Below are 25448 nucleotides of genomic sequence, written 5' to 3' on the forward strand. Positions count from 1 at the left end.
CCGCATGTTGATGAGTTGCTGAAGTACCAGTTCAGCAACTCGATTTCTTGGCTGCATCGTTAGCTACGGTGCAGCACCTTATTGTTTGTGGATCTGGTAGACATCTTTTCTTGCTACCAGAGTGCTAGGTGCGCTAAGAATGATAATTCCTTAGATCTCTACAGGTAAGAGTGCAATATAGGCTGTTGCTTCTGGTGTTTCTGCGAAACAGGTTGATTGCACCCATATTTCTAGGAAGTCATGAGGGCAGTTAGTAAAGCCCATACTTTCCTCATAAATGACTTTGTTGTTTTCATACTCACAAGTAAGAACGAACGGATTACCAGAACTTCCTTGCAGTCGCCATACTTGATGCTCGTTCCGTTTCGGATGATACTTGACGGTTGGGTAGCTTTGGAGCACAGCGATCTTCTCAAATAACCATTGAAGACATCCATGATCAGCTACCGCTTTTGTTCCGTCGGAGAGTAGGAAATGAGGGAAGAGAAGTGAGAACCGATGATACCGTGTTATCCATCCAGAATGGCATAGATCACTCAAGAGCCATCCACGCCTCATGTGCTCTAGGAAATCATCAAAGGACAATGATGTAAGCACTTTGATGGCTTTCCCAATACAGTTCTGGCGCTCTCTTGGATCTAACCATGCATACTCGGCTCTATCTTCATGAAGGCAGATTTGAAGGCTTTGGATAGCTTCTAAGACCTCGGAACTGAGGGGTTTTCTTTTATAATGCTTATCTTCTTGAGCAAGGATTTGAGTTGTGTTATTCATATTTTTGTTCCAATAAAAAGGGGGATTCAACCAATTGGCTGAATCCCGAGTTTTTTGGGTTACTGAAGGTTCAGTTCAGAAACCTACTCAAGAGCTGCACCGTTGACGTGCTTAGTAACGTGCTTCGGTGTGGCTTTTATTTTTTGGCGTAGCTGTCTAGCACTGAGCCGTTCAGAGATAACTCGTTCGAGCTTCTCCACCTGACCCGTTAGGTCGGTCAGGGAGCTAGAGCTAGGCAACTTCTCCATATGAGCTGCAATGACATTGAGAGTCTCATGCACTGCTTGCAGCTTCTTTCCTGGACGCAACCGTTCTAACCAGTCTGCTGCTCCATTCACTATATAGGGCAAGCACACACCGAGAGCGAGGCTACATACAGGCAACAATCGTTCGTAGATGTTTTCCATCTTTTCTCCTTATTTTTTACGTTAATGTTTTCCAAAAACACATTCCGGTTTTGGAGTGTGTTCTTGTTGCCAGAATATGGCGCGACGAATATCGCGATATATTCCGGTTGCTTTGGTTAGCAATTTGGTAGAGGCATACTTCTGTACAAGAATTCAGTGCTTTTTCTAGGAAAATGTTCCGGCACGTTTCTTGTGACTTTTAGCGGAAAAACAGTGCTGATTTTTATCAGAGAACTGTTCAGGGATGACGAGGAGATGCTGCGTACTTTAGAGGATTTCCACAGACTATCTCGGAAATAATTTCTGGCAATATTTCCGCTAATAAATACCAGAAAAAAGAGCGAGAAACGTTCCGTTTTCTTATCCCGGTAATGCTTGACGGGAAACGTTTCGAGAGATGATTTCCTAAGGGGAAATCGGAAGAAAAAGCATTACACTAACGGTTTTATCTTAGCAGATACAATAGAATTTGAGTTGTTGAAAGAGGATTGATTTATGCTTGCAATTGCGAGGGTTAAATCTCCCCGCTACTACATTGGTACAGCACAAAAACAGGATGAGTTTGATCCAACGACAAAGGGAGAGCCACCAGGTAGATGGCTTGAGACAGCAGGTGCCGTTTTTCTTGGGCTTGCTGGTAGAGTCAAGCGTTCTGACTTCCTTAGTCTGACTCAAGACTTCTCGATAGGTGAGAAGACACTCATTCATCCTGCTAAGGAAATACGACGAGTACCAGGCTGGGACTGACCTTTTCTGCCTCCAAAAGTGTAAGCCTGCTCTGGATGGTGGCAGATGTAGTGACAAGACTAATCATTGAGCAGGCCCATGCTCAGGCGATTGCAAAAGCGATTGCGTACCTTGAGCAGGAAGCATTTGACGGCAACAAAAGCCTCATTATTGCCTCTTTTCAGCAGGGGAGTAGCCGGGAAGGGACAAATTCCATTCCTGATCCGCTGTTGCATACCCATGCGATCGCCTTACCGATGGTTTATGAAAAAGCCAGTGGGAGGATGGAAAGCCTATACCCTTATGCCAAAGCACTTTACCGTCACAAGATGGCAGCGGGAGCCGTGTACCGGGCAGAGTTTGCAGCACAATTGCAACAGAGCTTAGGGATTGCTCTCCAACGTGAGAAGAGCTGGTTTGAGCTAAAAGGCTTCTCCCGTGAAGAAGGGGTCTATCAGGAACTGATGAATCATTTCTCCTCACGTCGTCTTCAGATTGAGGCAGCAAATCCGCAGGATGCGATCGAAGCTCAGAAAATTGCCTATGCAACCAGGCAACGAAAGGAAGTAGCTATTGCTCGAAGTGAACTATTTGCTCAGTGGCAAGAGACCAGTGAGCAGTATGGATTTGGGCAGAAACAGGCACTCAAACTTCTCCATGATCCACGAGAACGAACAACAGTGCGGCAGAAGTGGCAGGAGTGGCGAACACTGAGGGAGGCGGCAACCGCCGTTGTGCGCCATCAGAGCCACTTTACCCGACGCGATATGGTGCGGGCTATTGCTGAAGCGGCTCAAACCAGGGGATTGAATAGCTACGATGTGCTGAGACTAACCGACAAGTATCTTGCCTCTAGACAAGTAGTGGCGTTGGGTCTGATTGATCGGGATGAACGGTGGGCTAACAAACGGCTCTATAACTTGGAAAAGCAGATGCTTGCTCAGGTGCGAAAGTTGGAGCGAGATACTACGTTTCGGGTTTCGACTCGTTATGTGCGATCGGCAGCAGAAAATCATCGTCTAACCCATGAGCAGACGCAGGCACTTGAAGCGATCACGGCTAGAGGGCGAATTAAGGTGCTTTGTGGGCTTTCTGGAACAGGAAAAACTCATACCTTGGCTGCTGCCTATCAAGCATGGAAAAGCCAGGGGTATGAAGTGGTAGGAGTTTCCCTGTCAGGTAGACAAGCCCAGCGGCTTACAGAGCAAACTGGTATCGGACAGCAGAGTTTTCTTTCCAAGGTTTTTGTGGGGGAGAAACAGCAAAGTGTGACGCTCTCGAAGTTGTTGTGGGATATCGAGAGCGCAGCAGATAATCAGCGTCGCTACGGTAGCCGTTCCGTTGTTGAGTCGCCTCTGTCTGCAAAGACCGTGGTGGTCGTCGATAATGCTCAAGCGATCGGTGTTTCTCATATGAAGCAGTTGGTTGATGAGACACGAAGGGCAGGTGCCAAGCTGGTGCTTTCTGGAGACTTACAGCAACCCCAGGCGTATGAGCATAGCGGGGCACTACAGGCGATCGCCCAGAACGTAGGAGCAGTAGAACTTAAAAGGATTCACCGCCAGGAAGAGACGTGGGCACAACAGGTGGTGCAGAAAGTAGGGGAAGGTCAGGCGAAAACAGCACTGGAGTTACTGGCTGACCGAGGGCTGCTCTCCATCGCTGAGACTAAAGAGACTGCAATGTTGGCTGTGATTACTGCATGGTCGGAGCGGGGGATGAAGCGACCTCACGACCACCTCATTATTGCTGAGACTCAGGAGGATGTTCAGATTCTTAACCGTTTGGCTCAAGCCAGGTTAGTTGAGGCAGGGTATCTTGGAAACTCTGCCGTGCGGGTGGGTGCGGAACATGTCCGGCGAGGAGAGCGCATTAGATTCCAGGAAACATCCCGCACCTATGGCGTGATGAAGAACGGTATGGGAACCGTGAACCATATTGATCCGATTTCTAAGGTTGCGCTGGTGCGACTAGATACCGGAAAAATGAAAGCGATTAATGTACGGCATTATTCCGGGATTGAGTTAGGGTATGCCGTAACGACAACGGATGCCAAGAATATGGAGGTGAGACATTCCTATGTCCTTACCCATGGCAAGGGACGGGATGCAGCCCTGGTACAGGTATCGCGAGCAAAGTCTGAGACGAGAGTGTTTACCTATGCTCTGGATAAAGAGGTGGAAACATCCCTGAAGCTTGCACGGCAAATGAGCTGGGAAAAGGCAAGTGAGCTGGCAATTATGCTTGAGGAACGAAGGCTGGAGCAGGAGAGGTGATAAGTGGGGAAACTCCTTAGACATGGAAGTCCTGAGAAATTTTGACACAGAGATTTTTGAAAGGTTTAGATAGGATCTCTCGCAAGGCAGAGGTAACCTTGCAGAAATGCTAGACTCTCTTCAGTCCAGAAGATTATTTACCGATATGGTAAACTGTTTACCAATATGGTAAATTATATTTATAAGCTCTTATGGAAATCGATTTTAAGGACAAAACGCTCAAAGACCTATGTGAGCAGACAAAGCTGGCCCAGCGTAAGCTGGGTCCCCAAATGGCACGAAAGCTACGGGCGAGGCTTTCTGACTTACTTGCGGCCTCATCGGTTACTGACCTGCCCCGTGCTGGCCGTCCTCATCCATTAACTGGAGACCGGGCAGGACAGTTTGCGTTGGACTTGGTTCACCCACGTCGTTTGGTGTTTGAGCCAGCCCATGATCCGGTGCCTCAGACTGATGAGGGTGGTATCGATTGGAGCCGAGTTACACGGGTCTGCATTATTTGGATAGGGGATTATCATGGCTGAGATTTTACAAACATTTGCCCCAGATTGGGTATCACCGCCTGGTGACACAATTGCTGACTTAATTGAAGAACGGGAGTGGAGCCAAGTTGATTTGGCAAGAAGGCTGGGATTTACCACCAAGCATGTGAGCTTGTTAATCAACGGAAAAGCACCCATTACAGAGGAAACAGCACTTAAGCTTGAAAGCGTTCTGGGCGGCAGTGCAGGTTTCTGGTTAAGTCGGGAAGCACAGTATCGTGCCAAACTGGCGCAGCAAGAGGCGGAAGCTGACTGGCAGCAGTGGGTTCCGTGGCTAGATGAGTTGCCAGTAAAGGAGCTGATGGATCAGGAGGTCATTCCTAAGCGTCGTAGAGATGACAAAAATAAACCCGCTATTGTTCGAGATCTGCTCCGTTTTTTTGGGGTAGCCTCCCCGGAAGAGTGGCAAGAGTACTATGCCGGTATGGAGGTCGCTTTTCGTCGCACTCGGACTGAGCAATGTGATGTGGGAGCTATTTCAGCATGGTTGCGTCGAGGGGAAATTGAGGCAGAAAAACTTAATTGCCCTAAGTACAGCAAAGCAAAGTTTGAGAAAGCTGTTCACACAATTCGACAACTCACCGTGCTACCTCCTGAGGACTTTGTGCCGCAAATACAGCAATTGTGCTGGGATGCAGGAGTTGTCTTTACCCTTGTACCTGCAATTCCACGAGCACATACCAGTGGTGTTGCCCGGTGGCTTAATCCTCACAAGGCACTCATTCAGCTCTCGCTCTATGGCAGAACCAATGATCGCTTCTGGTTTACGTTCTTTCATGAGGCAGGACACATTCTCCTGCATGGGAAAAAGGATATTTTCTTGGATGAATTTGATGGAGGAGAGAAACTAGAGTCGCAGCAGGAAGCAGAAGCAGATAGATGGGCTAGTGAATTCTTGATACCACCTGAATACGAAGCAGAATTACCAAGTCTCAAGTCAAAACAATCTGTTACTAAATTTGCAGAGAGGCTTGGAATTCATCCGGCGATCGTCGTCGGACGTTTGCAACATGATGGAGTGATTCCTATGAAGTGGATGAATGAGTTTAAGGAGTATTGTCGTCAGATTATATCTGAAGTAACAACAGCCGATCGTGTTCGAGAGAAGTTAGAAATTTTGGAGATTACTGAGGAAGATATTGCAGAGGCAGTTACCTGGGCACGCCAAGATTCCTAGCAATGGTGATGCGAGTTGTTTTTGACACAAATATAATCGTGTCTGCGTTGCTGTTCAGTAAAGGGCGATTATCTTGGTTGCGGGAGGTATGGAGCCAAAACCAAGCTACCCCGCTTATTTCAGAAGTAACAGAGGCAGAGATTCGACGAGTATTAGCCTATCCAAAGTTTAAGCTTTCTAATGCTGAGCAGAAGGTGCTACTTGGGGAGTATTTGCCGTTTTGTGAACGTATTACTATTCCCAATCCACCTCCTTCTGTTCCAGAGTGCCGGGATCCGAAGGATGTTTCCTTTCTGCTCCTAGCTGTCGCAGGCGGTGCAGCGTATTTAGTGACAGGTGATCAGGATTTGTTATCTCTAGCAGATGAATTTCCAATTCCTATTGTTAGGGCAGAGGCACTTCAAGAGATTTTGACATCAAGGCAATGAGTGACGTTTGAAATATCACCTTTTCAAGATAGCAAGCTACGTAATCGAGGACTAACTAGATAGTGCCTTGGATAAAAGCTAAATCTGTATACAGCATTGAAGTAGTGTGAGGAAATGAATGGCAAGGGCAATTGCTGCTCGCAATCAAGGGGATGATTACCAAGCTCGTTGGTTTTGGTTTCAAGCGTGCCGTCTGTTTGGCGATCGCACAAAAGTTGTTCGCGTTGTTTACGAAGCGAATAACATAAAATCCTTTGATGATATTTCAGTCTATTTTGATGGCAGATTTGATGAGGAGGGCAATCCGCTTCATGCTGAGTACTACCAGGTGAAATTCCATGTCACTTCAGCGGGAGCGTTAACTTGGGAAAACCTAATAGATCCAAGCTTCATCAATGCTACCTCGGTCTCTCTTCTTGAGCGATTAAGAGACGCTCAAAAAAAGTATGCTCCTCGTGGTACAGAAGCTCACTTTATTCTTCATTCACCGTGGACAGTGCATCCTGACGATCTGTTAGCAAAGATCCATTCTGAATCTGATGGGCGATTGGATTGGCATCGACTCGCTGAAGGTGGATCGAGATCAGAATTAGGCAAAGTTCGCGCAGCGTGGCGTGCTCATCTAGGCATTAAAACCGATGAGGAACTGCGGATTATTTTACGTCCTCTTAGAATTCGCCAAGGACGAACCTTACAAGAATTAGCAGAATCCTTAAACGATAAACTCTTTCGAGCAGGCTTACGACCAGTAGATGAAAACTGTCTATGTCATCCCTACGATGATTTGATTCGCAAGCTCTTGCAGTATGGAAAAACAGAATTTACACATACTGATATTAAAGATATTTGCAAACGGGAGAATTTATGGATGGGACACTCTGCTGTTGAACCCACTATTCGCCAGATAGGCATTCGTAGTTTCTTACGGTGGGCGGAGAACCTCGAAGATGAGACTGATGCAATGCTTGACCTTCTTCGCTGGTTTGATGGGCGAAATATTCGCTCACCTGAACTTTGGCAGGAGATTTACCCGAACATTGAATCCTTCCTTTCTAAGGAGTTGCGACCATCTCAACGATACGATTTTCATCTTCATGCTCATGCGTCCATTGCTTTTGCAGTTGGATATTGTGTGGACTCGAAGTCAGGGATTGATGCAGCAGTTGTTCAATCTACTCGCGCTGGGCGTCAAATTTGGCGACCATCATTGCATATAAATGCCGAAAGATATCCAAGTTGGACGGCTAGTAGCGAGTTGATATCCCAAGATGAAACAGATACTGCTGTTGCGCTCTGTGTTACTCACAACGTTACTGCTGACATTCGACACTATATTGAGCGGGAAAATTTGCCCATTGGCCGTATCCTGGCCTTCTCTCTTCCAAGTGGATCAAATCAGAGTTCCATTCTCGATGCTGACCATGCCAAGTTACTGGCAGAGCAATTAGCAGCACTTTTACGAGAACAGCGAACAGGCCGTGAGCGTCAAGGCAAGCTACATCTTTTTGTTGCTGCTCCCAACGCCTTAGTTTTTTTCATCGGGCAGGTTTCCCGAAGCTTTGGCTCATGCGTTTTCTATGAATATGACTTTGATAGTAATGCCCCTGGCGCGTATCAACCCTCACTGGCTTTTCCACCCAGCAAATGATGCCAAAGAATGAGGAACGGTTGATTTTTTGTACACAGAAACGCTATGGGCAGCATAAGTTCAAATGAACTATACTATGGATGGTGGTTTTCTTTTTTACTCATTGCGTGATAAGGAACGTAATAATTATGGATCTGCCGAGCTACTTCACCGATTTTCTTGCTGCAATTCGACCTCAAGAAAATCATATTGAGGATTTCAAAACAGGTCACAGGACTCTCAGAAAGAGGCTTAAAGAGTATCAAGACCTCTCTCCAGTTATAGTGACTACATTCTTGCAAGGGAGCTATCGGCGAGCTACAGCAATCCGTCCTCAGGGCGATAAGCGAGCTGACGTTGACGTAATTGTTGTTACTAAATTGAGTGAGAATGAATACAAAAATCCGAAAGAAGCGATGGATCTGTTTATTCCGTTCCTAGAGAAGCATTACAAAGGTAAATATGAAATACAGGGACGATCGTTTGGGATTCAGTTATCTTATGTTGATCTCGACCTGGTAATAACTTCAGCTCCATCTGAAAGCGAAGAGGGAATCCTTAAATCTGATAGCGTGAGTTCGTATGAAACTCCGGAGACGTTTGGTGCCGATGAAGATTGGCGACTGAATCCATCATGGCTTTCTCTCGAATCAAGATCTATCCTCTCCTTTAGCTCTCAACAATATCGCTTGGATGCCGCGAAGAAAGAAGCTGAATGGAAAATATCGCCCCTTCGTATTCCCGATCGTGACACTGAGGAGTGGCAGGATACTCATCCACTTGAGCAAATTCGGTGGACATGGGAGAAGAATCGAAAATGCAATAAGCATTACGTTAATGTTGTTAAGGCAATTAAGTGGTGGCGTAGAGAAAATCATCCAACACCTAAGTACCCTAAGGGCTATCCGGTCGAGCATTTAATTGGAGAATGTTGCCCTGATGGTATTACCTCTGTAGCAGAGGGTATTACGAAGACATTGGAGACGATCGCACAAACCTACCAATCGTATGCTGCGCTAAAATTAACTCCTAATCTCCCTGATCGTGGTGTACCGTCGCACAATGTCTTCAAGCGGGTTTCGGGTGAAGATTTTGCTGAGTTTCATGCCCAGGTCTGTGAGGCAGCAGAGATTGCACGCGCAGCTCTCGATGCGACAGATATACATACAAGTGTCGAGCACTGGCAACAACTCTTCGGCAAAAAATTTCCAGATGCTCCGCCAAAAAACAATAGTGGTTCAGGAAGTGGTGGATTTACACCTCGGCAAGGTCCTTCTGTGATCACAGGAGGTCGATTTGCCTAGTGAATCAGAGGAGTATACCAGAATCGCTCCGAGTTGCTCGTAGGTCTCTTGAGTCAATTCCGTTAGTCAAAATTCTCCATGATTGGATCTGGGAAGAGAATGTCGCACAATGGGTACTTCACTGTGAAATATCCATTGCATCATCCAATTATGAGTTAGTTCCTGACATCACAGAATGGTATGTTCTGGTCTCTCCAGATTATCCTTGGGGATTGATTGAATTTTTCCCAAGTAAGAGAAACGGACTGACTCATACGTTTCCACACCAAAGTTTTAATAGCATAGGAAGAGCTAATTGTCCTTGGCGTGACGGAAACCTCTGCTTGAGTACACATCTACGGATATTAGGTAGCTATGAATACGATAGTGAACCATATGACGTTTATTGGCGGCTGCATTGGAAGTTTGAAAGAGCTATTCAATGGTTACACGCAGCTTCACATGGCACCCTTACCTTACTAGGTGAGCCTTTTGAACTTCCTGTTTTCCCAAAAGGATCTTTAAGTACGGTAGTCTTTTCGGAAGGAATCAAGTCCTTTAATCTTTGGCAGCAAATTCCAAACTCAGCAGGTTTACTGGATGTAGTGCCGTTAGATAAAAAGCCAGATACGTTTTTCGTAAAATCTTTCAGATCTGCTAATGGCCATGAACTGCTGGTTCCAGCATGGGGCAAAGTCATGACCGAGATGACGAATGAAAAGGCAACTGGAATTTGGGTTCGTTTGAATCATGTTCCTGTTCTAGATCCGTGGCAAACTCCATCAGATTGGAAAGAGCTAAGAGACATTTGCAAAGAACAGCATATTGAGCTAGATGAACAGCTCAGATCAACAGTTAAGGGAATTCGAGATGGCCAACGCCACATTCTACTTTTGGGTTTTCCGGTCCCATCACAAGTCGGGCATTCCCCCTGTCAGATCCATTGGCAGGGGCTTGAGCTTCCAGTGCTGTCTCATAGTACCAAGACAGCAAAAGGATTTAGGACAAATGAATTGGGTTACTGGCAGCGCGATCGCACTGAACTTCTGCGAGGAACGAGAAATTTATTGTGGATGAAATCTGAAAATTGGCATTCTGAGCACATATCAACTCGTGGTAGCTTTTCTGAAATGATGGCGAATAAAAAGGTATTGCTACTAGGCGTTGGGGCAGTTGGCTCTCTCGTAGCAGAGCTTTTAGTAAGAGGCAATGTTCAGCGTATAGGCTTATTGGATTCCGATAAGCTTGAAATCGGCAATCTATCCAGACATACATTGAATTTGGAAGATCTTTTAGAAAGTAAAGCTGTCAATGTTGCGAAACGTCTTAATGTTGTATCGCCTCATGCAGTTGTTGAAACTATGGAATGTGAGTTTCCCTTTGTTTCTGAAGCACAGCGGGTATACATTCAGCAGTGTGATCTTATTTTAGATTGCACTGGGAGTGATAGTGTTCTTTATCATTTGGAGAAGTTCGCATGGGAAGGTGAAAAGATTTTTATCTCTATTTCACTTGGAAGGGATGGAAAACGCCTTTTTTGCTTTGTGTCTCAAGGTCGCAGCTTTCCTAGCCATATTTTTAGAGAAATGATCAATTCTTGGTTGGGAAAGGAACAAGAAGAATTTAAAGATCAGCCATTACCCTGGTCAGGAATAGGTTGCTGGCATCCCGTGTTTCCTGCAAGAGCTGATGATGTCTGGATGATGGCATCAGTTGCCGTAAAACATATTGAGTCTTTGATAGAATCCAATTCGCTAGATAACAATCTCGCTGTTTTTGAACAGGTTTTTGATAAGAACGATAACTTTTGTGGTGTTCGTCTGGTATAACCTCATGTTAAAAGCACGTAGCTTAGAGTTTATATCTGATGATCAAAAGTTTGGCGTAAAAATGAAACGCAAAGAGATCTTTCGCATGTTAAAAATATGCAGAGATGCTAGAGATCAAGAGGTTGGTGGAATACTTATAGGGACATACGACTTAGAAAATAGATATGCTCTTGTAAAAAGTATCTCAGACGCACCCTGTGACTCATTACAGAGTAGAAACTGGTTTCAGAGAGGTGTTCAAGGGCTGCAAGATATGCTTAATTATTCCTGGCAAGAAGATCGTCAGTTCTATCTTGGAGAATGGCACTTTCATCCATACAGTAACTCGCAGGCTAGTCCATTAGATGTTCAGCAAATGCGAGATATTTCTCTATCAAAAACCTCTAATTGTCCTGAACCAATACTTCTTATTCTTGGCGGCAATCCGAGAAAATCTTGGGAAATTAGTGCTTATGTCTTTCCACGTAATCAGATGTGGCTAAGACTGAGGAATGTATCACGAACTTGTCTTTGAAAAAGATTTTATACTGGCTTCTCAAAAGTCTTAAGAAACTCCTCGTTTCTTGTTGAGAGCTTCTTAGCTCTCATGACATGACGAAGTTCATCCACATCATCAAGCAGGTCTCTTTCCCTCTGATATCTCTTATCAGGATCGCGTGCTAAACAACGCCCAATAATTCTATCTACTAGATGCCATGCTTCAAGTGGAAGCCGATTCTTATCGATATTAAGAATACTGGCCGCTTGACTGGGGGGTTGGTAGGCTTGTTCGGCTGTTATGATCTCTTGTTGGTTTAGCCTACGGAAGTCTCCTCCATATCCTCCATAAGGATACTTGAGCGTTAAAAGCTCGTACCAAATGACACCAAAGCTAAACTGGTCGCTGCGATCGTCAGCAAAGCACTGTTCAGAATCTTTCGCCAATAGTTCTGGTGCTGCATACTTTGGACGGTTCCCATCTCCAAGATCTCGATTCAATGTATGTTCCACAAGCCAAGCACTTCCAAAATCGATCATCACGAGTCGGTTTGGGTTGCGTTGAAGAATTAAATTTCTTGGATTGAGATCGCCATGAACTATGTTCAGCCGATGAAGTTGCCGCAGTCCATGAGCAAGACTGATCATTAACAGACAAACTTCATAGGCACTAGGGCGAGGCTCGCATTTCATCCCAGTTTCGCGCTTCTTAGCGCATATCAGTTTTTTCTGAATACACCTATTTCCCTCATGCTCACAGTGATTTCCATTTTTGACACGTTCCAAATAGCACCCTAAATCTTCACCCTCAGTCCATGAGGTAACAAGGTAGGCTCGCTCACGGCCTATCCGGTCGTAGCTAAAAATGACAGGAAGCCTACCATCGTTTCCTGACAACCGTTTCAGTTTCTCAACCAGTCCTGGCTGCCGATTCTTATTTCTGGCATCGAGGTTCTTACCATCAATGCCCAAGATGCACCACATCTCGCCTCTGTTTTGGCTCCATCTATCGAACGCCATATACCGTTCACGTTTCCCTGAGAGATCTTTGACGATGTAATAGGTCTTCTTCCCAAGAGTCAGGGTGTGGGTGACGTTATAGCTTTTCCCAAGCCAGCGGATTTCTTCTGGCTCATCAAGTTTTTTAAGATATTTCCTACCCCATTCATTCACAGTACATATCTCCCTATGTAATTGCTGTATCGGGACATGGATTTAAAGAATTGTGCGTGGAGGAAGTTATTGGAGATATTTGTCTGATGCTTTTTCATGAGGGGGCAACCATTTGAAGCGATCGCCACATTCGCTGTGATAGTAGCGGCGATCAATCCCACTAACATGTAGATTTACTGGAGAGTTTAACCTTCCGGTTCTTGCATCACTTTCGCCCTCTCGATAGGCAAAAGGCTTTCCTTTTGGACAATTGAGACAATTTCGTTCATCTGGGGGTGAGGGGTTTTGTCCACCTTTAGCTGAGGTTACAGTGTGTCGAGCTTCTTTCAAGCCTTTGTGAAATGCAGCACGAGATCCTACACCGTTAGAAACGGTAATTCCTTCATACACTTCTCTTCCAAGCAAAATAATACCGTAGGGGCTACGTCCACCTTCTGCCTTCTCAAGGAGATGGCAGTATGCAGCCATACGAGCATAGTGCTGTCCTTTCAGTTTTCGTGTTGACGCATTCTCATCTTTCCGTCTCCATACAGGTATACGTAAAGACCCCTTCTTAAGGACACGCCACGGTTTTCCTGCTACTCTATATTTGCGGTCTCGAAGCGGCTCTTGATAAGAAACTGATTCAAACCCAGCAGCAAGCAGATCCCACCAATTTACGGATTCATTATCAGTTGAGAGAGCAGGTTCTTTTGGCTTTGCCCTCAACGCGGCTGCTCGTCTCGCTTGTAGAAGTTTTATATTCGATTCTAAAGAAGATATATTTGAATCCGAATAATACACTTTAGGGATACGAGAAAGAGCAAAAAGATAGGCGATACCAGCCATTAGAAGGTGTAACCATGAATTGAAGCCTAAGAAGTAGAGAACAACTATTGTGACAAAAGCTATGGCTGAAGTTACAATTAATTTTTTCTTCCGTAGTTGCTGTTGCTGAAGTAGTGATTCGTCTCTCTTTGCTACGCGAATTCGCAGTTCATTTATAGACCAGTTGAGCCTTGTTTCTATTTCACTGGAGTTGTAACAGGGTAGGTACTGGAGGTTCGTTCGTTGCTCTTCGTAATACTCGTCATCGTCCTCCTGTCCTAACTCATACGCGATGAGACCAGCGCGTGGGCAGAACATAAACTCAGTCATGGCGTGAACCCCGATCCAAGGGGTATGCTCACGAGCTGTCAACCCTTCACCTGGGCTGCTCTTGCCGCTATATGAATACGTCATGTCCTACCCCTGGTTCCTCCTAAACGCCAAAAAGATAGAGCTTTTGATATTTCCTTCGCTGAGTGAGGTCTTTCGTCAGGATAAATACTTAGACAAGCCTCTACTTGTTGGTAGAGTTTTTTAGAAAACACACTGATGCAGTGAGGAAGATCGGCTCTTTGGGGTTGTAGGTTTCCGGTGGCGATCGCAACGAGGATCATTGCCCAACTGTAGAGATCGGCTTCCACGGTCGGGTTCTCATCCCCCTCTACAAGTTCTGGCGCTCGGAAGGGATTAGCTATTAGTCCTCGATTGGACACTGATGATTTTCCAGTAATGATCTTTGCTAGCTCGAAGTCGAGGACAAATGGTTGCTTATCAGTTCTGATAACTATTGATCGTGTATGGAGGTCTCGCAGAATAATACCTGCGGTATGAAGCTCATGCATTGTAGTTAAAAGACAACGAGCAAAGGGAAGGATATCTGTGCAAGAGAATTGTTTGTTCTTCACCAATGTTTCTACGGTGTCCCCTTCAATCCATTGATCAATAACCCACCACTCATAAGGTTCTTCTGGATTATCGAGGAGGGCAGTGCGGTTTACGGGAATACCCTTGACTTGTCGCGCGGTGAGCAGATCAACCACCTTCTTATGTCGGGAAAGTTTTGATTGAAGTGCCTTCTGCTCATCAGTACTGAGATACCTGATGTCATAACATTTCCCTCTATCAATACGATTAAGGTACTTTTCACAGAGACGAAAGACACGATATTGAAGTCCATTTGAGGCTGTAATCCACGAAGTAACACAATCTTCAATAAGCCAATTATTGATGCTCTTTTGTGCTGTTGTAGTGGATAGTTTTACAGGAAAAAATGTGCTCGACGACGAAGACTCTTGGCTGGAATATGCGTTGATGCTATGAGATTTTTCCCTAACAGACAAACCAGTTTCAGGGATTGAGCCGGGATATTTCTGTGGAGGATTTCGAGTGAGATATTTGTCTTTGAGTTCCAGCTTTAGTGCAGAGAAGAGCAATTGAATTGAACGCCTTGCAGCACGCTTTTTCTGTCCAAAGATATTTGAAATCACCTTCCTATCTACATCTATGCCTCCATTACTTTCTGCAATCAGGTTTTGGAGGTATTCAAAGGACACGCAGTCCTTTTCCTCGTGTCCAGCTAACTTGTCCCGCTGCTCTTCAAGGAGTTTTTTCGCCTCGTTAGTTATGAAGAAGCTATCGCGGTTACGTTGTTGCTTCGGAAGGTTCATGGATCGCCGGGTGGGGAACGCATATTTTTTCCCTCTACAGGCGATCGGCTTGATGATCCGGATAGATTTAAGAAATGTGTTCTTGCTTTGTTATGAAGATTTCAGGCATTGTTTAATCGAGAGACCACAACTTAGAAGTATTCAGGATGAGCAAGTACGGGAAAAACTGTGAATGTAGATAGTAAAAACAGATTGTGGAAAGCCATAGAAAAAATCAGGCTCTTAAGCAAGAAAATATTTGCGGTATTCCTATCCATTTCTATGAGTACTTATATCCTGGGAGTTTGTATTTTTGCTCCTTACTATAATTGGCAGTATTCCCAGAAAAATGGCTTCATAAGTTGGCTATTCTTTGGAGAAGTTATTTCTTGTTTACATGCAGTTGGATGGCCATATTTTGTTTTAAATCGGGCAGAATATGATACGAGAACAAGCATGGTTGTTGCTCAGAAACAAGAATTTTCCTCATTACCTGAGTCACAGGGAGAGATAGTTCCACCTCAAGAAGCTGAAAGAATTGCAGTCCAAAGAGCATGGGAAGGTTTCTTACAAGGGGCAAAAGAGAAGGGACTTACAGAAGTGGAAGCAAGAGCGATATGGGTTCAAAAATATGAGCCTATTGTTAAGCAGCAAATTAAAGAACTTTTGAAGAAAGTAGAAGTCGTTAGGTGATGTCTAACTCTGGATGAATCTATGTTCTAGATAGCCACTCGTTACTATGCTTCAGCTCTTAAGGTTCTCAAGAATCTAAGAATAAAAGTCCCTGTGACTTTAGAGCGCATTTCCAAATAAAAGATTAAGCCAACGGGGTTGATAGATAAATTGGAACAAGATCAGAAGTAGTGTTCTCGATGCTGGGAAAATGGTAACAACTTTGAAGCCTCGTGGCTTTAGCCGTGTCAGTGAACGTGCTGCTAAACGCTATAGCACTGACTTAAGCGATCAAGAATGGCAGATTATTCGCCCACTCCTTCCGCCTCACCCAACAGGGCGAGGACGCAAGCGGGAGGTTGACGAACGGGAGATTCTCAACGCCATCTTCTACCAAATCCATAACGGGTGCATCTGGAGCGACCTGCCCAAAGACCTGCCTGCTTGGCAAACGGTCTACAAATACTTCCGCCGCTGGCAGCGTCAAGGGGTCTGGCAACAGATTCATGACCAATTACGCCGCAAAGTCCGTGTATCGGTTGGAAGACAAGCCAATGCGAGTGCTGGCAGTATAGATAGTCAGTCGGTCAAGACGACGGAAAAAAGGGGGAAGTCTATGGCTTCGATGGGGGCAAACTAATCAAGGGACGCAAGCGGTTCATTCTAGTAGACACGCTAGGACTGTTAATCTGTGTTGTTGTTATAGATGCGAATTGCTCAGAGCAACGAGGAGGGGCGATTGTTGTGCATGAGATGGATGCACAACAAGCAGCAGCATTGCAGTTGATTTGGGTAGACCAGGGGTATCAAGGTGAGAATTTTGCTCGGGTGGTAGAGCAATTATGTGGTGCGAAAGTCGAGGTGGTGAAACGTTCTGAGGCGGGGTTCGTTGTTCTTCCAAAGCGATGGATTGTAGAACGGACGTTTGGTTGGCTGAATCAAAACCGTCGATTAAGCAAGGACTATGAACTGTTACCCGAGATGAGCGAGGCAATGATTCAGGGAGCAATGATTCGCTTAATGTTGAAACGTCTCGGTCAACAGCAGGGATAAGTTTCACAATTTATTTGGAAATGCGCTCTTAGGGAGGGGCACGAATCTAAATTTTTGTGCTATTCCAGTCAAGGAATGAGGCTGACCAATCGCTACAAAGCTTTTCTAAAGGGGATTCTAGCGAGTTCATAGTTTAACGCTTAAAGTCCCATCCTTAAAGCCCCTATTCTCCCAGACAAACCATTGTGGATGTGCAATTCTGAATTATCGAGCAAATCAACAAGCGACTGCTGGAAGAGGCAGAAAGAACTGCTTAATTCATAGTCATGAGATTCACACAGCCACAACAAAACCAGTAACGTTCGCTGAGGAGAAACACAAACTTGTTTACTAGCCATGCTCAGATCGGGCAGATTGCTTTGAATGTATCAGTTTTGGGATTTGATGTATCTCTTAAATGTGAACTGAAGATGGAAAGGAGTCCAGAGATAACTCTTCCTTCTACTCATTCACTAGATGTGCAACCCAGAAGTGCTAAGCCTAGATACCACGATCGCGCCGTACTCGTTGATTTGACGCACATCTATACAAGGGCACAACATGAAGGACTCTGGATTGATGATGTGCAGCTTTACCACCAACTTACTAGAGATGGAGATGAACTATTGGGGGTCTTTGCCTATTTAGTGATTCGTCCAGATCAACAGGAGAAGGTGGAGAGTTTGCGACGAATTGGCTATCAGGTTAGCCCACGAGTTGTTCAGCCTCGATCTGATAATTCCGAAACCAGGAAGGATATCGATACATGGCTGATCTCAGATGCAAGTCTCTATGCACCTTTCGTCAAGACACTTGTGGTTGTAAGCAGTGACTCGGACTATGCCTATCCGCTTAGGAAGCTTAAACAGGAGCTAAATAAGCGCATTGAGGTGATTTACTTCTCAGAGCAAAGCCTGAGTAGTGAGCTGAGATTTGTTGCAGATAAGTGTACACCCATAACCGCCCTTCCTGGTGTTTGTAAACCACGTCTGCCTAGCAGGAAGCCTGAGAAATGAGTGTCCATAAGCTATGTAGGGTGCAGATGCCATATCCATCTACTAGCGTTTGAACCATTATGCAAGCTAGAACAGCACAAACTGAAAATGAATCAATTGATCGCTCCCATGTTGCCGCTCTTGTTCAATCAATCGATGCTGCAAACCTACCTGCAACGCTTGTTGCGAAGCAAGGCATTATAGCTGCCATCTCAGTGAGTAATTCGACACTAAAGAATTACCGTAAACAGTTCTGGATCGAAGGCATTCACTATTTCTATCTTGGCCCAAAGTTGGTGCGCTACAACTTAGAACTGATTGTTGACTGGGCTATTCATCGAGGAGATCCACAAGCACATCAGCGTGCTATTGAGGCTTTCCTCTTCAAATTGGAGAGCAATCAATCCACTAAGAAACGGCAACGACAATCTAAATAGAGAGGCTCAACTATGTCAATTCGTCCCAACGCTGGGACTGGGGACGATGCAGAGCGAGAAGCTGCTTTTCTAAAGCGACTTGAATCTTTGGAGGCTAAACCTCGGCGGCGACAACAGAAAGCAACACTGCGAGACCTTGTGGTCAAATATTACCCTATTCTCAAACCTGCTCAGGAACGGGGACAGACCTATGATGAACTCGCTTTGATCTTCGAGGAAGAGCTGGGGGTGGACATCTCGCCAGGAACCTTACGGAAATACATGGCTTATGCCAAGAACCATTCAGGAGACAACGCTGCTCTTCCAAAGTTATCTGTTGCGAAGCCTACAAACACTCGCTCCCCTCAAGTATCGCTCCAAGTCCAACCAAAATCCACAAGTATGCCGTCAGAACGACGTGAGATGTTGTTACGCAACGCTCAGAATGACGATATCGAATCCGAATTTGAAAATCTTGAATGATTGGAGGTAATTTCAGTGAATAAGCGACTAGCGGCTACAGTTTCCATCAACCCTGAGCGAAAAGTTTGCTCTGTTGGAGGTGACAAAGGGGGCGTAGGAAAATCTTTCACTAGTTGTGTCATGGCAGAATTTTGCTTAGCTAAGGAACTAGAATTTGTTCTTGCTGAATGCGATCGTGTCAACCCAGATGTAGGACGAATTTATCGCAATTCCGGCGTTGATGTTAAGTTTGCTTACTTCAGTGAAGATCCTAGAAAACGTACTAAAGCTGATACCTTATTTAAGGCAGCTATTGATTCACCCTTAGTGATTTGTAATCTCCCTGCTCAGGTTCATCAACCTATGAAGGAGTGGTTTTTGGAAGATGATCTTTATGAATTAGCGCAGGAACACAACATCACCTTCTATCACTGGTATGTCACAAATGGCGGGTACGATTCCGTAAAGCTCTTTCTCAAGTCACTGAAAGAGCTAGGTCCCTATATGAAACACATATTCGTGAGAAATTGGGGACTCTGCGATAGTTGGACTCATGTGGATGAAGATGATGAGGTACAAGCTGCGATAACTGAGCATCACATTCCAGTTATCGATTTGCCAAAGTTTCCCTATGCTGAGAGGAATCTGATTGAAGAGCATCAACTTACCTTTACACAGGCACTGCAACATCCCAAGTTTGATTTGGTATCACGGCAACGGGTGTACAAGTTCCTTCAGAAAAGCTTTACCCAAATCGAAAGCACAGGAATATTGAGTGGTGAAAAGCCCTAAACGTCCTGGGGCTGGCAATCATGATTTGTTCAACGATGTGCTTGCAGGTGCTAGTCCAGAAGCAAGGGAGAAGCTTCTACGAATTCTTTACCATTCTGGCATTAATGAGGGAGATCCGATATTTTTGATACTCGCTGCTCTCACCAATTGCCAGATGTCAGTTGAGCCAATTCCAGAAGAACTAGCAAGTTTGAGGGAAGGTATTAAAGCCGTCTTACTAGCCCTTTGTGAAGAAGTCGAAATTAGTCTCCATCGACACGAGGAGTTGAATCACAGCTTCTATGTCACTGCTGAACGGCTAAGCACTATTTTGAATCAGAAATTATCTGAAGTTGAGCGGCATCAGAACCGCCATAAGAGTGCAATCTCTCTTTCTCTCAAAACAGCTTTGCTCTGGTGCCTTGTCACTTCTGCGATCGGTGGTATTGCTGGAGCACTCTTGATAGCAACTGTCATGATTGTTGCTGCTGCCCATTAACAAGAGGAAGTAACTCGTTGGTTCAATAAATTCCTGACACAACGAGTTCTTCCTATCCCGTGATTTTGAATTCCGATCCCTTCATTCGCTTACAAGCCTATGATTACATTTCTTCGGCGATTAGCCTCAACTGTAGGGCTAATCATACTCTGGGCACGCCTGTATCCATTTATTCTCGCGATAATTAGCGTCCTACCCTACAGAGATAACCTCGCATTCGGTTGGATTAGTCCTGAGTTGGTGCAAAGCATTTTCTTTAAGGTGATAACGCTTCTCTACCTTACATTTTGGTTTGGGACGTATCTCGATGGCTTCTTCAATGAGTGGTCTTTGTTGAGATTTCAGTCTCTCCAAATCATGGCTTGTGGGTGTCGTTGGTTATTTCAGTCAATTACCAGGCTGTTACTACCTTTCCTAGTCAGCATTGGTGAATATTGGGGACTGGTTCATTTTACGACAACACCTCCGTTACTTCAGCGAACAACAGCCATTGTCTTCTTCATTATTTTGGCTCTTCTGGGTTGGTGTTATCCAAACACAAAAGTAGCTCAGATCCATTATTGGAAACAGTTTCAGTGACACATTTCTCTTCTTCTAAAAAAGGACACCGATATGAGTAGTAAACAACCTGTAGATCTTCGTGAAAGGATGCTTCAGTCTGTACAAAAATTTCCTGCATGGGGCAGGGGAGCAATAGCTAGCCTCTTTGTCATAATCACTGCTCCATGCATCTATGCACTCGGTTCAGGAGTTACGGATCTCTTCTTGAAGCTGTTTCAGCTCTCTTTCTTTAATCCTGGTAATGTTGTTGGTCATTTCGTTGGTTTACTGTGTTCAGCAGGGAGTTCCTACGTCATCTTCAAGGCCATTTCTGTATTGGTTACTCTCAAGAATTGGCAAGAAGGGCTAATCCCGTTGAATTTCTGGGGACTGTCAGTCTTTGCGGTGATTGGTGCTGGATTTGGGACTCTAAGCCTAAGTCTCATCATCCTTCCCAGTATCAGTCTTAAACTCGCTTTGGTGTTTGCTGTCTTTATTGCAGGATTGGTAACAGCGGCCTTGGTGGAATCACAATGGGTTCTTTGGGATCGAGTGATACGAGGGAAAAGGCTTCGATATTCTGGCGATATCAGCAATCGTTTAACTGAAGCAGCAAATCATCCTCTGCCGTGGGGAAAGTTGTGGGTCAAAAAGATTCAGGAATCCTTAGGCTACTTCGTTTTAGGCGCACCTGGAATGGGGAAGAGTACTTGGCTAGAGGTGCTGATGACGATTGCCTTGTCAGGCATTGGCATTATCCCAAATCATCGTGGGTTGCTTTACGATGCAAAGCCAGATCAAACAGCAGGTTTGGTTCCGTACCTAGAAGCACTAGGTATTCCCTATAAAATCCTTAACCCGCTTGATCGTCGTTGTACCGGATGGGCAATTGGTAAGGATATTCGAGGTGAAGCAAGTGCTGCGGAGTTTGCGGCGGTACTGATTCCAGAGACTGAGAGCAATAATGACAATCAGTATTTTATTGATGCTCCTCGATTGCTGATCACAGCAGTAATTGTTGTTCTCATCAAAATATTTGGAACGAACTGGACGTTGCGTCATCTGATTCTGTTTTGTAGTGACAAAGTGCTCATGCAGAAATTGTTGGAGAAGCATCACCCACGCCATCAGGCATACATGGAGTTTTTTAAGGAGAAGAAGGGACAGAAAAACGAGGTGATCACAACAATTCAGTCAAATCTACTGCCCCTCGCTATTGTTGCTGCTCGCTGGGAACATGCTCAAGACATAATTTCAATTCGTGACTGGCTTAAGGGGGAATATGCTCTCGTCCTGGGCAGTGACTTTGAATTCCCAGAGACCCTCAAGCGAATTAACCAACTCATGTTCCGCTTCGTAACAAGTGGTCTTAAGGGGCTATCTGATGACCCGGATCGTCGTGTCTGGATGTTTATTGATGAATTAGCAGCAATGGGTGATTTGCCTCAACTGGAAGATATTTTAGCGTTAGGTCGTTCCAAATCAATCTGTACGTTTTTATCTACTCAGAATGTCCCTGCATTACTAAGGATTTTAGGTCGAGAGAAGACATGCGAAATCATCGGTCTTTGCCGATGGAAAGCAATTATGGGAGTCGATCCTGAAACCGCTAAATTCTTAAGCGAGTACTTCTCTGATTACGAATACGTCGATACCAGCTATAGCACTTCAGTCTCATCCGGGCCTCAAGGCAGCACGTTCACTTCAGGGGCACAAGAGCGGATAGGCAATCGACGCACTGTCACAGCTCAACAATTTATGGATATGAACATTCCATCTCCTGGTCCTGAGAATGGATTGCACGGTTACTTTGTTGGGCCTGGAGAAGGAATCCATTTTCATACATATGGGTGGGATGAAATTGAAAGGATGAGAGCCAAGCGGGTGGACTATGTGACTGCCTACGATCGCATCAGCGACGATGACCCTACAACCTCACTGCTTCCCTGGACGGATACAGAGTCCGAAGCTTTAGGAATCTAGAAATCTCATCTCTCTTCTCACACTCAACTCCGCCTCAATTTTTACCTCTAAATCAAGGAATAGAGAAGCCATGCCGTTATCTTCTGACGACTCAAAGTGCAGCATTCTTGAGAACCAGGAACAGCACCCTGAACAGCTTATCGACTATTTGAAGGGAGAAGCACTTTTAGCTCCCTTATGGGAAATTGCTGCTTCTAGAGGAGAACTGAAACTTCCGCAACCACCACTCTGGAAGAAACTGCTCAAACCACTGACAGATCTTGCGTGGGCAGATTCAGAAACACTATACGGTCGCAGTTACGTCACCCCTGAGCTGGTTACTGAGGCAAAAACAACAGCAACGATCCTCGGTACTGCTAATCTCATCAACATTTTGACGACCTATCCCTATCTTTATTATGCTTTTGCGGGAATGGGCGGTAGCGGTACAGTCCTCGCAGTTGTGCTGGGAATCTTGCTCAACAAAACGGGAAATGCCCTCGGAGAAGCTGCTTGTCGTAACCGCCATCCCAAAGGTGCGATCGCTGCTTTAGCGGGAACTATTCTTCTAAACGTTGTGCTCACGCTGACTGCGGGGCCAGGGACAGAACTCTTGCTCAACTCATCAGGGCTGGCTGAGCAACGTGGGCGGGAACTGATTCAGGAGAAGATTCTCGACACTACCCTCCAAGAGCAAAATCTTGCTCAACGCCAAGAGTGGCTGAAAGCTGCACAGGCAGACTGCCAAGGAGTGCTTGATGAGCTTCACGTTTTAGCACCGGATCACCCCAATAGAGACCTGTTGTATCAGCGAGCCTATGGAACCTGGAGTGAACGCGATCGCGACTGGAACCAGGTGCCCACGACGAATCTTCCCCTTTGCCGGAAAGCAGCTCAGTTAGAACAGGAGGTTCAGGTATATGCCACCAAACTCCAAACAGAGCAGGAAGCAAAACAGGCTGAGATTCATCGGCATGGAACTGCTTTGCTCTATTTGAAAGCAGTTCACCCAGACATTTACCACACTTATTTTGATGAGTATGGTCAGATTCGTTCTGGACTTGAGGCAAGCCGATTGTCACTTCAGGGTTTTACTCAAAAGTTTAGTACCGGAGACCTCGCTGATTTGGGCTTCCCCCTGTTCTATTTCGTTATCAGTCTCGTAACCAGTGGTGTGGCGATCGCCAAGGTCGCTACGTTCGCTAGACGGAAGGATGTGTTGCGGAGTTGGGATCCGGCAATTTACCAATTGAGGGAAGAGCTTTTCTATCGAGCAGGGAAGGGGCTTCAGCAGAGGGAATACCAGGATGTTGCAACCTTACCCAATGGCAAAGTGCCTCATTAAAACCCTCGGTACTCAGGGTGCGATCGCACACGAAATTCTCCCAAGTATTTTGATGTCTCCTTACCCCTATTCACCACAATGAACAGCAATCATTTCATCACTTCAGCACAGGAACGCACGTCTCAACAACGGTTTTTGGCTCTCTGCCTCGAAGCAATTCGCCAAACGGGGCAATGCTCCTATCCACCGCTGCTACGGCTGATTGAGCTGTCTGAGAAGAATGTATCAATGGAATCGGTTCCTCTTAAGCAGAACTATCCTGAGGGACTGAAGCAGCAGGTAACAGCAAGTCACCAGACCATCGTCACTGCGGTTCAAACACTGCAAGCCCAACCAACCTGGAACTCCTCATCAGAAATTGAACAAGCTATCCAGGTAATCGCTCAAGAAACTAAAGCTCTGGAGATGCATCTCCAACCGATTTATCCAGCAGGCTCTCAAGGAGCATCAGTCCTCAGCAGACTGAATTACCTGCGGGAGTATCTCTTCAAGAAATTGACCGATACCCATTTCCTCTCTCCTCAGGGCTTACGGGCTGAACAGCCGATGGTGTTTCTCCAGCAGCATCAACGAGTCTACCGCTACCTCAGCCAACTTCAATCTGTAACGCAAGAACTAATCGAGATGCTTTGAAATTCCAGTCTCCAATGAACAGGTAATTGGCAGGTAATTGGTATGAAGAACGTAACCGAGATGAATCCGTTCCATAAACGCGCCCTTACTCACCAGGAATTTGAACAGGACTATTACCGAGACCAGCGGGATTTTAGGCGTACCCGTCTGATTGGCGTTGACTTACAAGGGATTGAACTGGCTTCGCTGAACCTTCAAGGTGCTGATCTGAGGCTTGCGATCAACTTGCATCGTGCAGTTTGGCAGGGTGCGAATCTGAGTCAGGTAGATTTGCGTGGTGTTGACCTGACAGAGCTAAACCTGAGTCAGGTGGTGTTCTGGAAAGCCAAACTTCAGGCAACCAACCTCACCCATGCACTGTTGACGGGAAGCAACTTAACCCGTGCGAACCTAAACGGTGCCAACCTGAGTGGAGCGTTGATTGATCATGCCAACCTCGCTTATGTCAGATTTCAGGGTGCCAATCTCAGCAAGGCTGTTCTCATAGGCAGCAACTTAAGTTTTGCCCGGATGGAGCAGGCAAATTGTGCCCAAGCCTGTTTTACGGATACCAACCTGGAGCAGACAAAGCTCATTGGGGTTAATTTCAGTGATGCGCTCCTCGATCGCAGTAATCTGAATCGTGCTGATCTAGCCTGGGCAAATCTAACCAGAGCTGACCTATCAGGGGCTTCGTTAGCCCAAGCAAAACTCTGGCAGAACAATCTCTACGATACTGACTTCCAGAATGCCAACCTCTCTCAAGCAGATAGACATGGGGCGAGTGAACGAGGCGTGAGTGCGAACCTGAGTCTGAAAGAGATATTTATGGGGAACTATTCAAGCCAAAATGCTCAGCAACAAACACAGGGATAGATAACGGAATTCTCTGGAATTAGCCAGGGAAGCGAATTTTCAGAAGGGGGAATAAATGGTGGAATGTCCTAACGGACGGTTCGGACACCTGAAA

At 45.5% G+C, this 25448-nt stretch carries 25 protein-coding genes; 20 read left to right on the top strand and 5 right to left on the bottom strand.

The window, feature by feature from the left end; translation table 11 throughout:
- Nucleotides 1-150: 150 nt before the first annotated feature.
- Nucleotides 151-774, bottom strand: a complete 624-nt coding sequence (locus tag ACQ4M4_RS10770; RefSeq protein WP_430684506.1) for a DUF6876 family protein — start codon at nucleotides 772-774, stop codon at nucleotides 151-153.
- A gap of 83 nt (nucleotides 775-857) precedes the next feature.
- Nucleotides 858-1181 carry a hypothetical protein gene (locus tag ACQ4M4_RS10775; protein WP_430684507.1) on the bottom strand — a complete coding sequence of 108 codons (324 nt, stop codon included), beginning with the start codon at nucleotides 1179-1181 and terminating at the stop codon, nucleotides 858-860.
- A 495-nt stretch (nucleotides 1182-1676) separates the two neighbouring features.
- Between ACQ4M4_RS10775 and ACQ4M4_RS10780 the strand changes: the two genes are divergently transcribed.
- From ACQ4M4_RS10780 to ACQ4M4_RS10820, 9 genes are all read left to right on the top strand, one after another.
- Nucleotides 1677-1928, top strand: coding sequence for a hypothetical protein (locus ACQ4M4_RS10780; RefSeq protein ID WP_430684508.1), 252 nt, complete (start codon nucleotides 1677-1679; stop codon nucleotides 1926-1928).
- Nucleotides 1929-1978: 50 nt separating this feature from the next.
- Complete coding sequence (locus ACQ4M4_RS10785) at nucleotides 1979-4183, top strand: AAA family ATPase (protein ID WP_430684509.1); 2205 nt, start codon at nucleotides 1979-1981, stop codon at nucleotides 4181-4183.
- Between the two features lie 191 nt (nucleotides 4184-4374).
- Nucleotides 4375-4707 carry a type II toxin-antitoxin system RelE/ParE family toxin gene (locus ACQ4M4_RS10790; protein ID WP_430684510.1) on the top strand — a complete coding sequence of 111 codons (333 nt, stop codon included), beginning with the start codon at nucleotides 4375-4377 and terminating at the stop codon, nucleotides 4705-4707.
- Nucleotides 4700-5902 carry an ImmA/IrrE family metallo-endopeptidase gene (locus ACQ4M4_RS10795; RefSeq protein ID WP_430684511.1) on the top strand — a complete coding sequence of 401 codons (1203 nt, stop codon included), beginning with the start codon at nucleotides 4700-4702 and terminating at the stop codon, nucleotides 5900-5902. The genes ACQ4M4_RS10790 and ACQ4M4_RS10795 overlap by 8 nt, the downstream gene beginning before the upstream one ends.
- Nucleotides 5903-5910: 8 nt before the next feature.
- A complete protein-coding gene (locus ACQ4M4_RS10800) occupies nucleotides 5911-6330 on the top strand; it encodes a putative toxin-antitoxin system toxin component, PIN family (RefSeq protein WP_430684512.1) in 420 nt (139 codons plus the stop codon).
- A 118-nt stretch (nucleotides 6331-6448) separates the two neighbouring features.
- Nucleotides 6449-7978 (top strand): SAVED domain-containing protein, encoded by a 1530-nt coding sequence (locus tag ACQ4M4_RS10805; protein ID WP_430684513.1) that lies wholly within the window; start codon nucleotides 6449-6451, stop codon nucleotides 7976-7978.
- A 128-nt stretch (nucleotides 7979-8106) separates the two neighbouring features.
- A complete protein-coding gene (locus tag ACQ4M4_RS10810) occupies nucleotides 8107-9261 on the top strand; it encodes an SMODS domain-containing nucleotidyltransferase (RefSeq protein ID WP_430684514.1) in 1155 nt (384 codons plus the stop codon).
- A 323-nt stretch (nucleotides 9262-9584) separates the two neighbouring features.
- Nucleotides 9585-11069, top strand: coding sequence for a ThiF family adenylyltransferase (locus tag ACQ4M4_RS10815; protein WP_430684515.1), 1485 nt, complete (start codon nucleotides 9585-9587; stop codon nucleotides 11067-11069).
- Between the two features lie 4 nt (nucleotides 11070-11073).
- Nucleotides 11074-11583 carry a Mov34/MPN/PAD-1 family protein gene (locus ACQ4M4_RS10820; protein WP_430684516.1) on the top strand — a complete coding sequence of 170 codons (510 nt, stop codon included), beginning with the start codon at nucleotides 11074-11076 and terminating at the stop codon, nucleotides 11581-11583.
- 8 nt (nucleotides 11584-11591) lie between these two features.
- Here ACQ4M4_RS10820 and ACQ4M4_RS10825 read toward each other — a convergent pair whose 3' ends face one another.
- From ACQ4M4_RS10825 to ACQ4M4_RS10835, 3 genes are all read right to left on the bottom strand, one after another.
- Nucleotides 11592-12719 (bottom strand): serine/threonine protein kinase, encoded by a 1128-nt coding sequence (locus tag ACQ4M4_RS10825; protein ID WP_430684517.1) that lies wholly within the window; start codon nucleotides 12717-12719, stop codon nucleotides 11592-11594.
- A gap of 66 nt (nucleotides 12720-12785) precedes the next feature.
- Nucleotides 12786-13940: a hypothetical protein gene (locus ACQ4M4_RS10830; RefSeq protein WP_430684518.1), complete on the bottom strand. Its 1155-nt coding sequence runs from the start codon at nucleotides 13938-13940 to the stop codon at nucleotides 12786-12788.
- Nucleotides 13937-15193: a protein kinase domain-containing protein gene (locus ACQ4M4_RS10835; protein ID WP_430684519.1), complete on the bottom strand. Its 1257-nt coding sequence runs from the start codon at nucleotides 15191-15193 to the stop codon at nucleotides 13937-13939. Before ACQ4M4_RS10835 ends, ACQ4M4_RS10830 begins: the two co-directional genes overlap by 4 nt.
- 168 nt (nucleotides 15194-15361) lie before the next feature.
- Between ACQ4M4_RS10835 and ACQ4M4_RS10840 the strand changes: the two genes are divergently transcribed.
- The 11 genes from ACQ4M4_RS10840 (at nucleotide 15362) to ACQ4M4_RS10890 (ending at nucleotide 25354) form a co-directional block, all read left to right on the top strand.
- Nucleotides 15362-15865: a hypothetical protein gene (locus ACQ4M4_RS10840; RefSeq protein WP_430684520.1), complete on the top strand. Its 504-nt coding sequence runs from the start codon at nucleotides 15362-15364 to the stop codon at nucleotides 15863-15865.
- A 190-nt stretch (nucleotides 15866-16055) separates the two neighbouring features.
- A protein-coding gene (locus ACQ4M4_RS10845; RefSeq protein WP_430684521.1) for an IS5 family transposase occupies nucleotides 16056-16897 on the top strand; the annotation gives its coding sequence in 2 pieces (ribosomal slippage) (nucleotides 16056-16443 and nucleotides 16443-16897; 843 coding nt in all).
- Nucleotides 16898-17220: 323 nt separating this feature from the next.
- Complete coding sequence (locus ACQ4M4_RS10850; protein ID WP_430684522.1) at nucleotides 17221-17892, top strand: NYN domain-containing protein; 672 nt, start codon at nucleotides 17221-17223, stop codon at nucleotides 17890-17892.
- 59 nt (nucleotides 17893-17951) lie between these two features.
- Complete coding sequence (gene xisR / locus ACQ4M4_RS10855) at nucleotides 17952-18308, top strand: excisionase family protein (RefSeq protein WP_143780470.1); 357 nt, start codon at nucleotides 17952-17954, stop codon at nucleotides 18306-18308.
- Between the two features lie 12 nt (nucleotides 18309-18320).
- The gene (locus tag ACQ4M4_RS10860) at nucleotides 18321-18770 is read left to right on the top strand and encodes a hypothetical protein (protein WP_430684523.1); all 450 of its coding nucleotides are present in this window, start codon (nucleotides 18321-18323) and stop codon (nucleotides 18768-18770) included.
- A gap of 15 nt (nucleotides 18771-18785) precedes the next feature.
- Entirely contained in the window at nucleotides 18786-19541 is a 756-nt protein-coding gene (locus ACQ4M4_RS10865; RefSeq protein WP_430684524.1) for a hypothetical protein, read from the top strand.
- A complete protein-coding gene (locus ACQ4M4_RS10870; protein WP_430684525.1) occupies nucleotides 19528-20019 on the top strand; it encodes a DUF6753 family protein in 492 nt (163 codons plus the stop codon). Before ACQ4M4_RS10865 ends, ACQ4M4_RS10870 begins: the two co-directional genes overlap by 14 nt.
- A gap of 612 nt (nucleotides 20020-20631) precedes the next feature.
- On the top strand, nucleotides 20632-22542 hold the full coding sequence (locus ACQ4M4_RS10875) for a type IV secretion system DNA-binding domain-containing protein (RefSeq protein WP_430684526.1): 1911 nt from the start codon (nucleotides 20632-20634) through the stop codon (nucleotides 22540-22542).
- Nucleotides 22543-22612: 70 nt separating this feature from the next.
- A complete protein-coding gene (locus ACQ4M4_RS10880; RefSeq protein ID WP_430684527.1) occupies nucleotides 22613-23866 on the top strand; it encodes a hypothetical protein in 1254 nt (417 codons plus the stop codon).
- A gap of 78 nt (nucleotides 23867-23944) precedes the next feature.
- Entirely contained in the window at nucleotides 23945-24499 is a 555-nt protein-coding gene (locus tag ACQ4M4_RS10885) for a hypothetical protein (RefSeq protein ID WP_430684528.1), read from the top strand.
- Between the two features lie 42 nt (nucleotides 24500-24541).
- On the top strand, nucleotides 24542-25354 hold the full coding sequence (locus tag ACQ4M4_RS10890; protein ID WP_430684529.1) for a pentapeptide repeat-containing protein: 813 nt from the start codon (nucleotides 24542-24544) through the stop codon (nucleotides 25352-25354).
- Nucleotides 25355-25448 lie beyond the last annotated feature (94 nt).

This window comes from Leptolyngbya sp. AN02str, assembly GCF_050565595.1.
Classification (GTDB): Bacteria; Cyanobacteriota; Cyanobacteriia; order Elainellales; family Elainellaceae; genus Kaiparowitsia.

Coding starts and splice junctions, on each gene's coding strand:
- ACQ4M4_RS10770 (WP_430684506.1), bottom strand. CDS start 774: ATGAATAACACAACTCAAATCCTTGCTCAAGAAGATAAGCATTATAAA.
- ACQ4M4_RS10775 (WP_430684507.1), bottom strand. CDS start 1,181: ATGGAAAACATCTACGAACGATTGTTGCCTGTATGTAGCCTCGCTCTC.
- ACQ4M4_RS10780 (WP_430684508.1), top strand. CDS start 1,677: ATGCTTGCAATTGCGAGGGTTAAATCTCCCCGCTACTACATTGGTACA.
- ACQ4M4_RS10790 (WP_430684510.1), top strand. CDS start 4,375: ATGGAAATCGATTTTAAGGACAAAACGCTCAAAGACCTATGTGAGCAG.
- ACQ4M4_RS10795 (WP_430684511.1), top strand. CDS start 4,700: ATGGCTGAGATTTTACAAACATTTGCCCCAGATTGGGTATCACCGCCT.
- ACQ4M4_RS10800 (WP_430684512.1), top strand. CDS start 5,911: ATGCGAGTTGTTTTTGACACAAATATAATCGTGTCTGCGTTGCTGTTC.
- ACQ4M4_RS10805 (WP_430684513.1), top strand. CDS start 6,449: ATGGCAAGGGCAATTGCTGCTCGCAATCAAGGGGATGATTACCAAGCT.
- ACQ4M4_RS10810 (WP_430684514.1), top strand. CDS start 8,107: ATGGATCTGCCGAGCTACTTCACCGATTTTCTTGCTGCAATTCGACCT.
- ACQ4M4_RS10820 (WP_430684516.1), top strand. CDS start 11,074: ATGTTAAAAGCACGTAGCTTAGAGTTTATATCTGATGATCAAAAGTTT.
- ACQ4M4_RS10830 (WP_430684518.1), bottom strand. CDS start 13,940: ATGACGTATTCATATAGCGGCAAGAGCAGCCCAGGTGAAGGGTTGACA.
- ACQ4M4_RS10835 (WP_430684519.1), bottom strand. CDS start 15,193: ATGAACCTTCCGAAGCAACAACGTAACCGCGATAGCTTCTTCATAACT.
- xisR (WP_143780470.1), top strand. CDS start 17,952: ATGCAAGCTAGAACAGCACAAACTGAAAATGAATCAATTGATCGCTCC.
- ACQ4M4_RS10860 (WP_430684523.1), top strand. CDS start 18,321: ATGTCAATTCGTCCCAACGCTGGGACTGGGGACGATGCAGAGCGAGAA.
- ACQ4M4_RS10875 (WP_430684526.1), top strand. CDS start 20,632: ATGAGTAGTAAACAACCTGTAGATCTTCGTGAAAGGATGCTTCAGTCT.
- ACQ4M4_RS10880 (WP_430684527.1), top strand. CDS start 22,613: ATGCCGTTATCTTCTGACGACTCAAAGTGCAGCATTCTTGAGAACCAG.
- ACQ4M4_RS10885 (WP_430684528.1), top strand. CDS start 23,945: ATGAACAGCAATCATTTCATCACTTCAGCACAGGAACGCACGTCTCAA.
- ACQ4M4_RS10890 (WP_430684529.1), top strand. CDS start 24,542: ATGAAGAACGTAACCGAGATGAATCCGTTCCATAAACGCGCCCTTACT.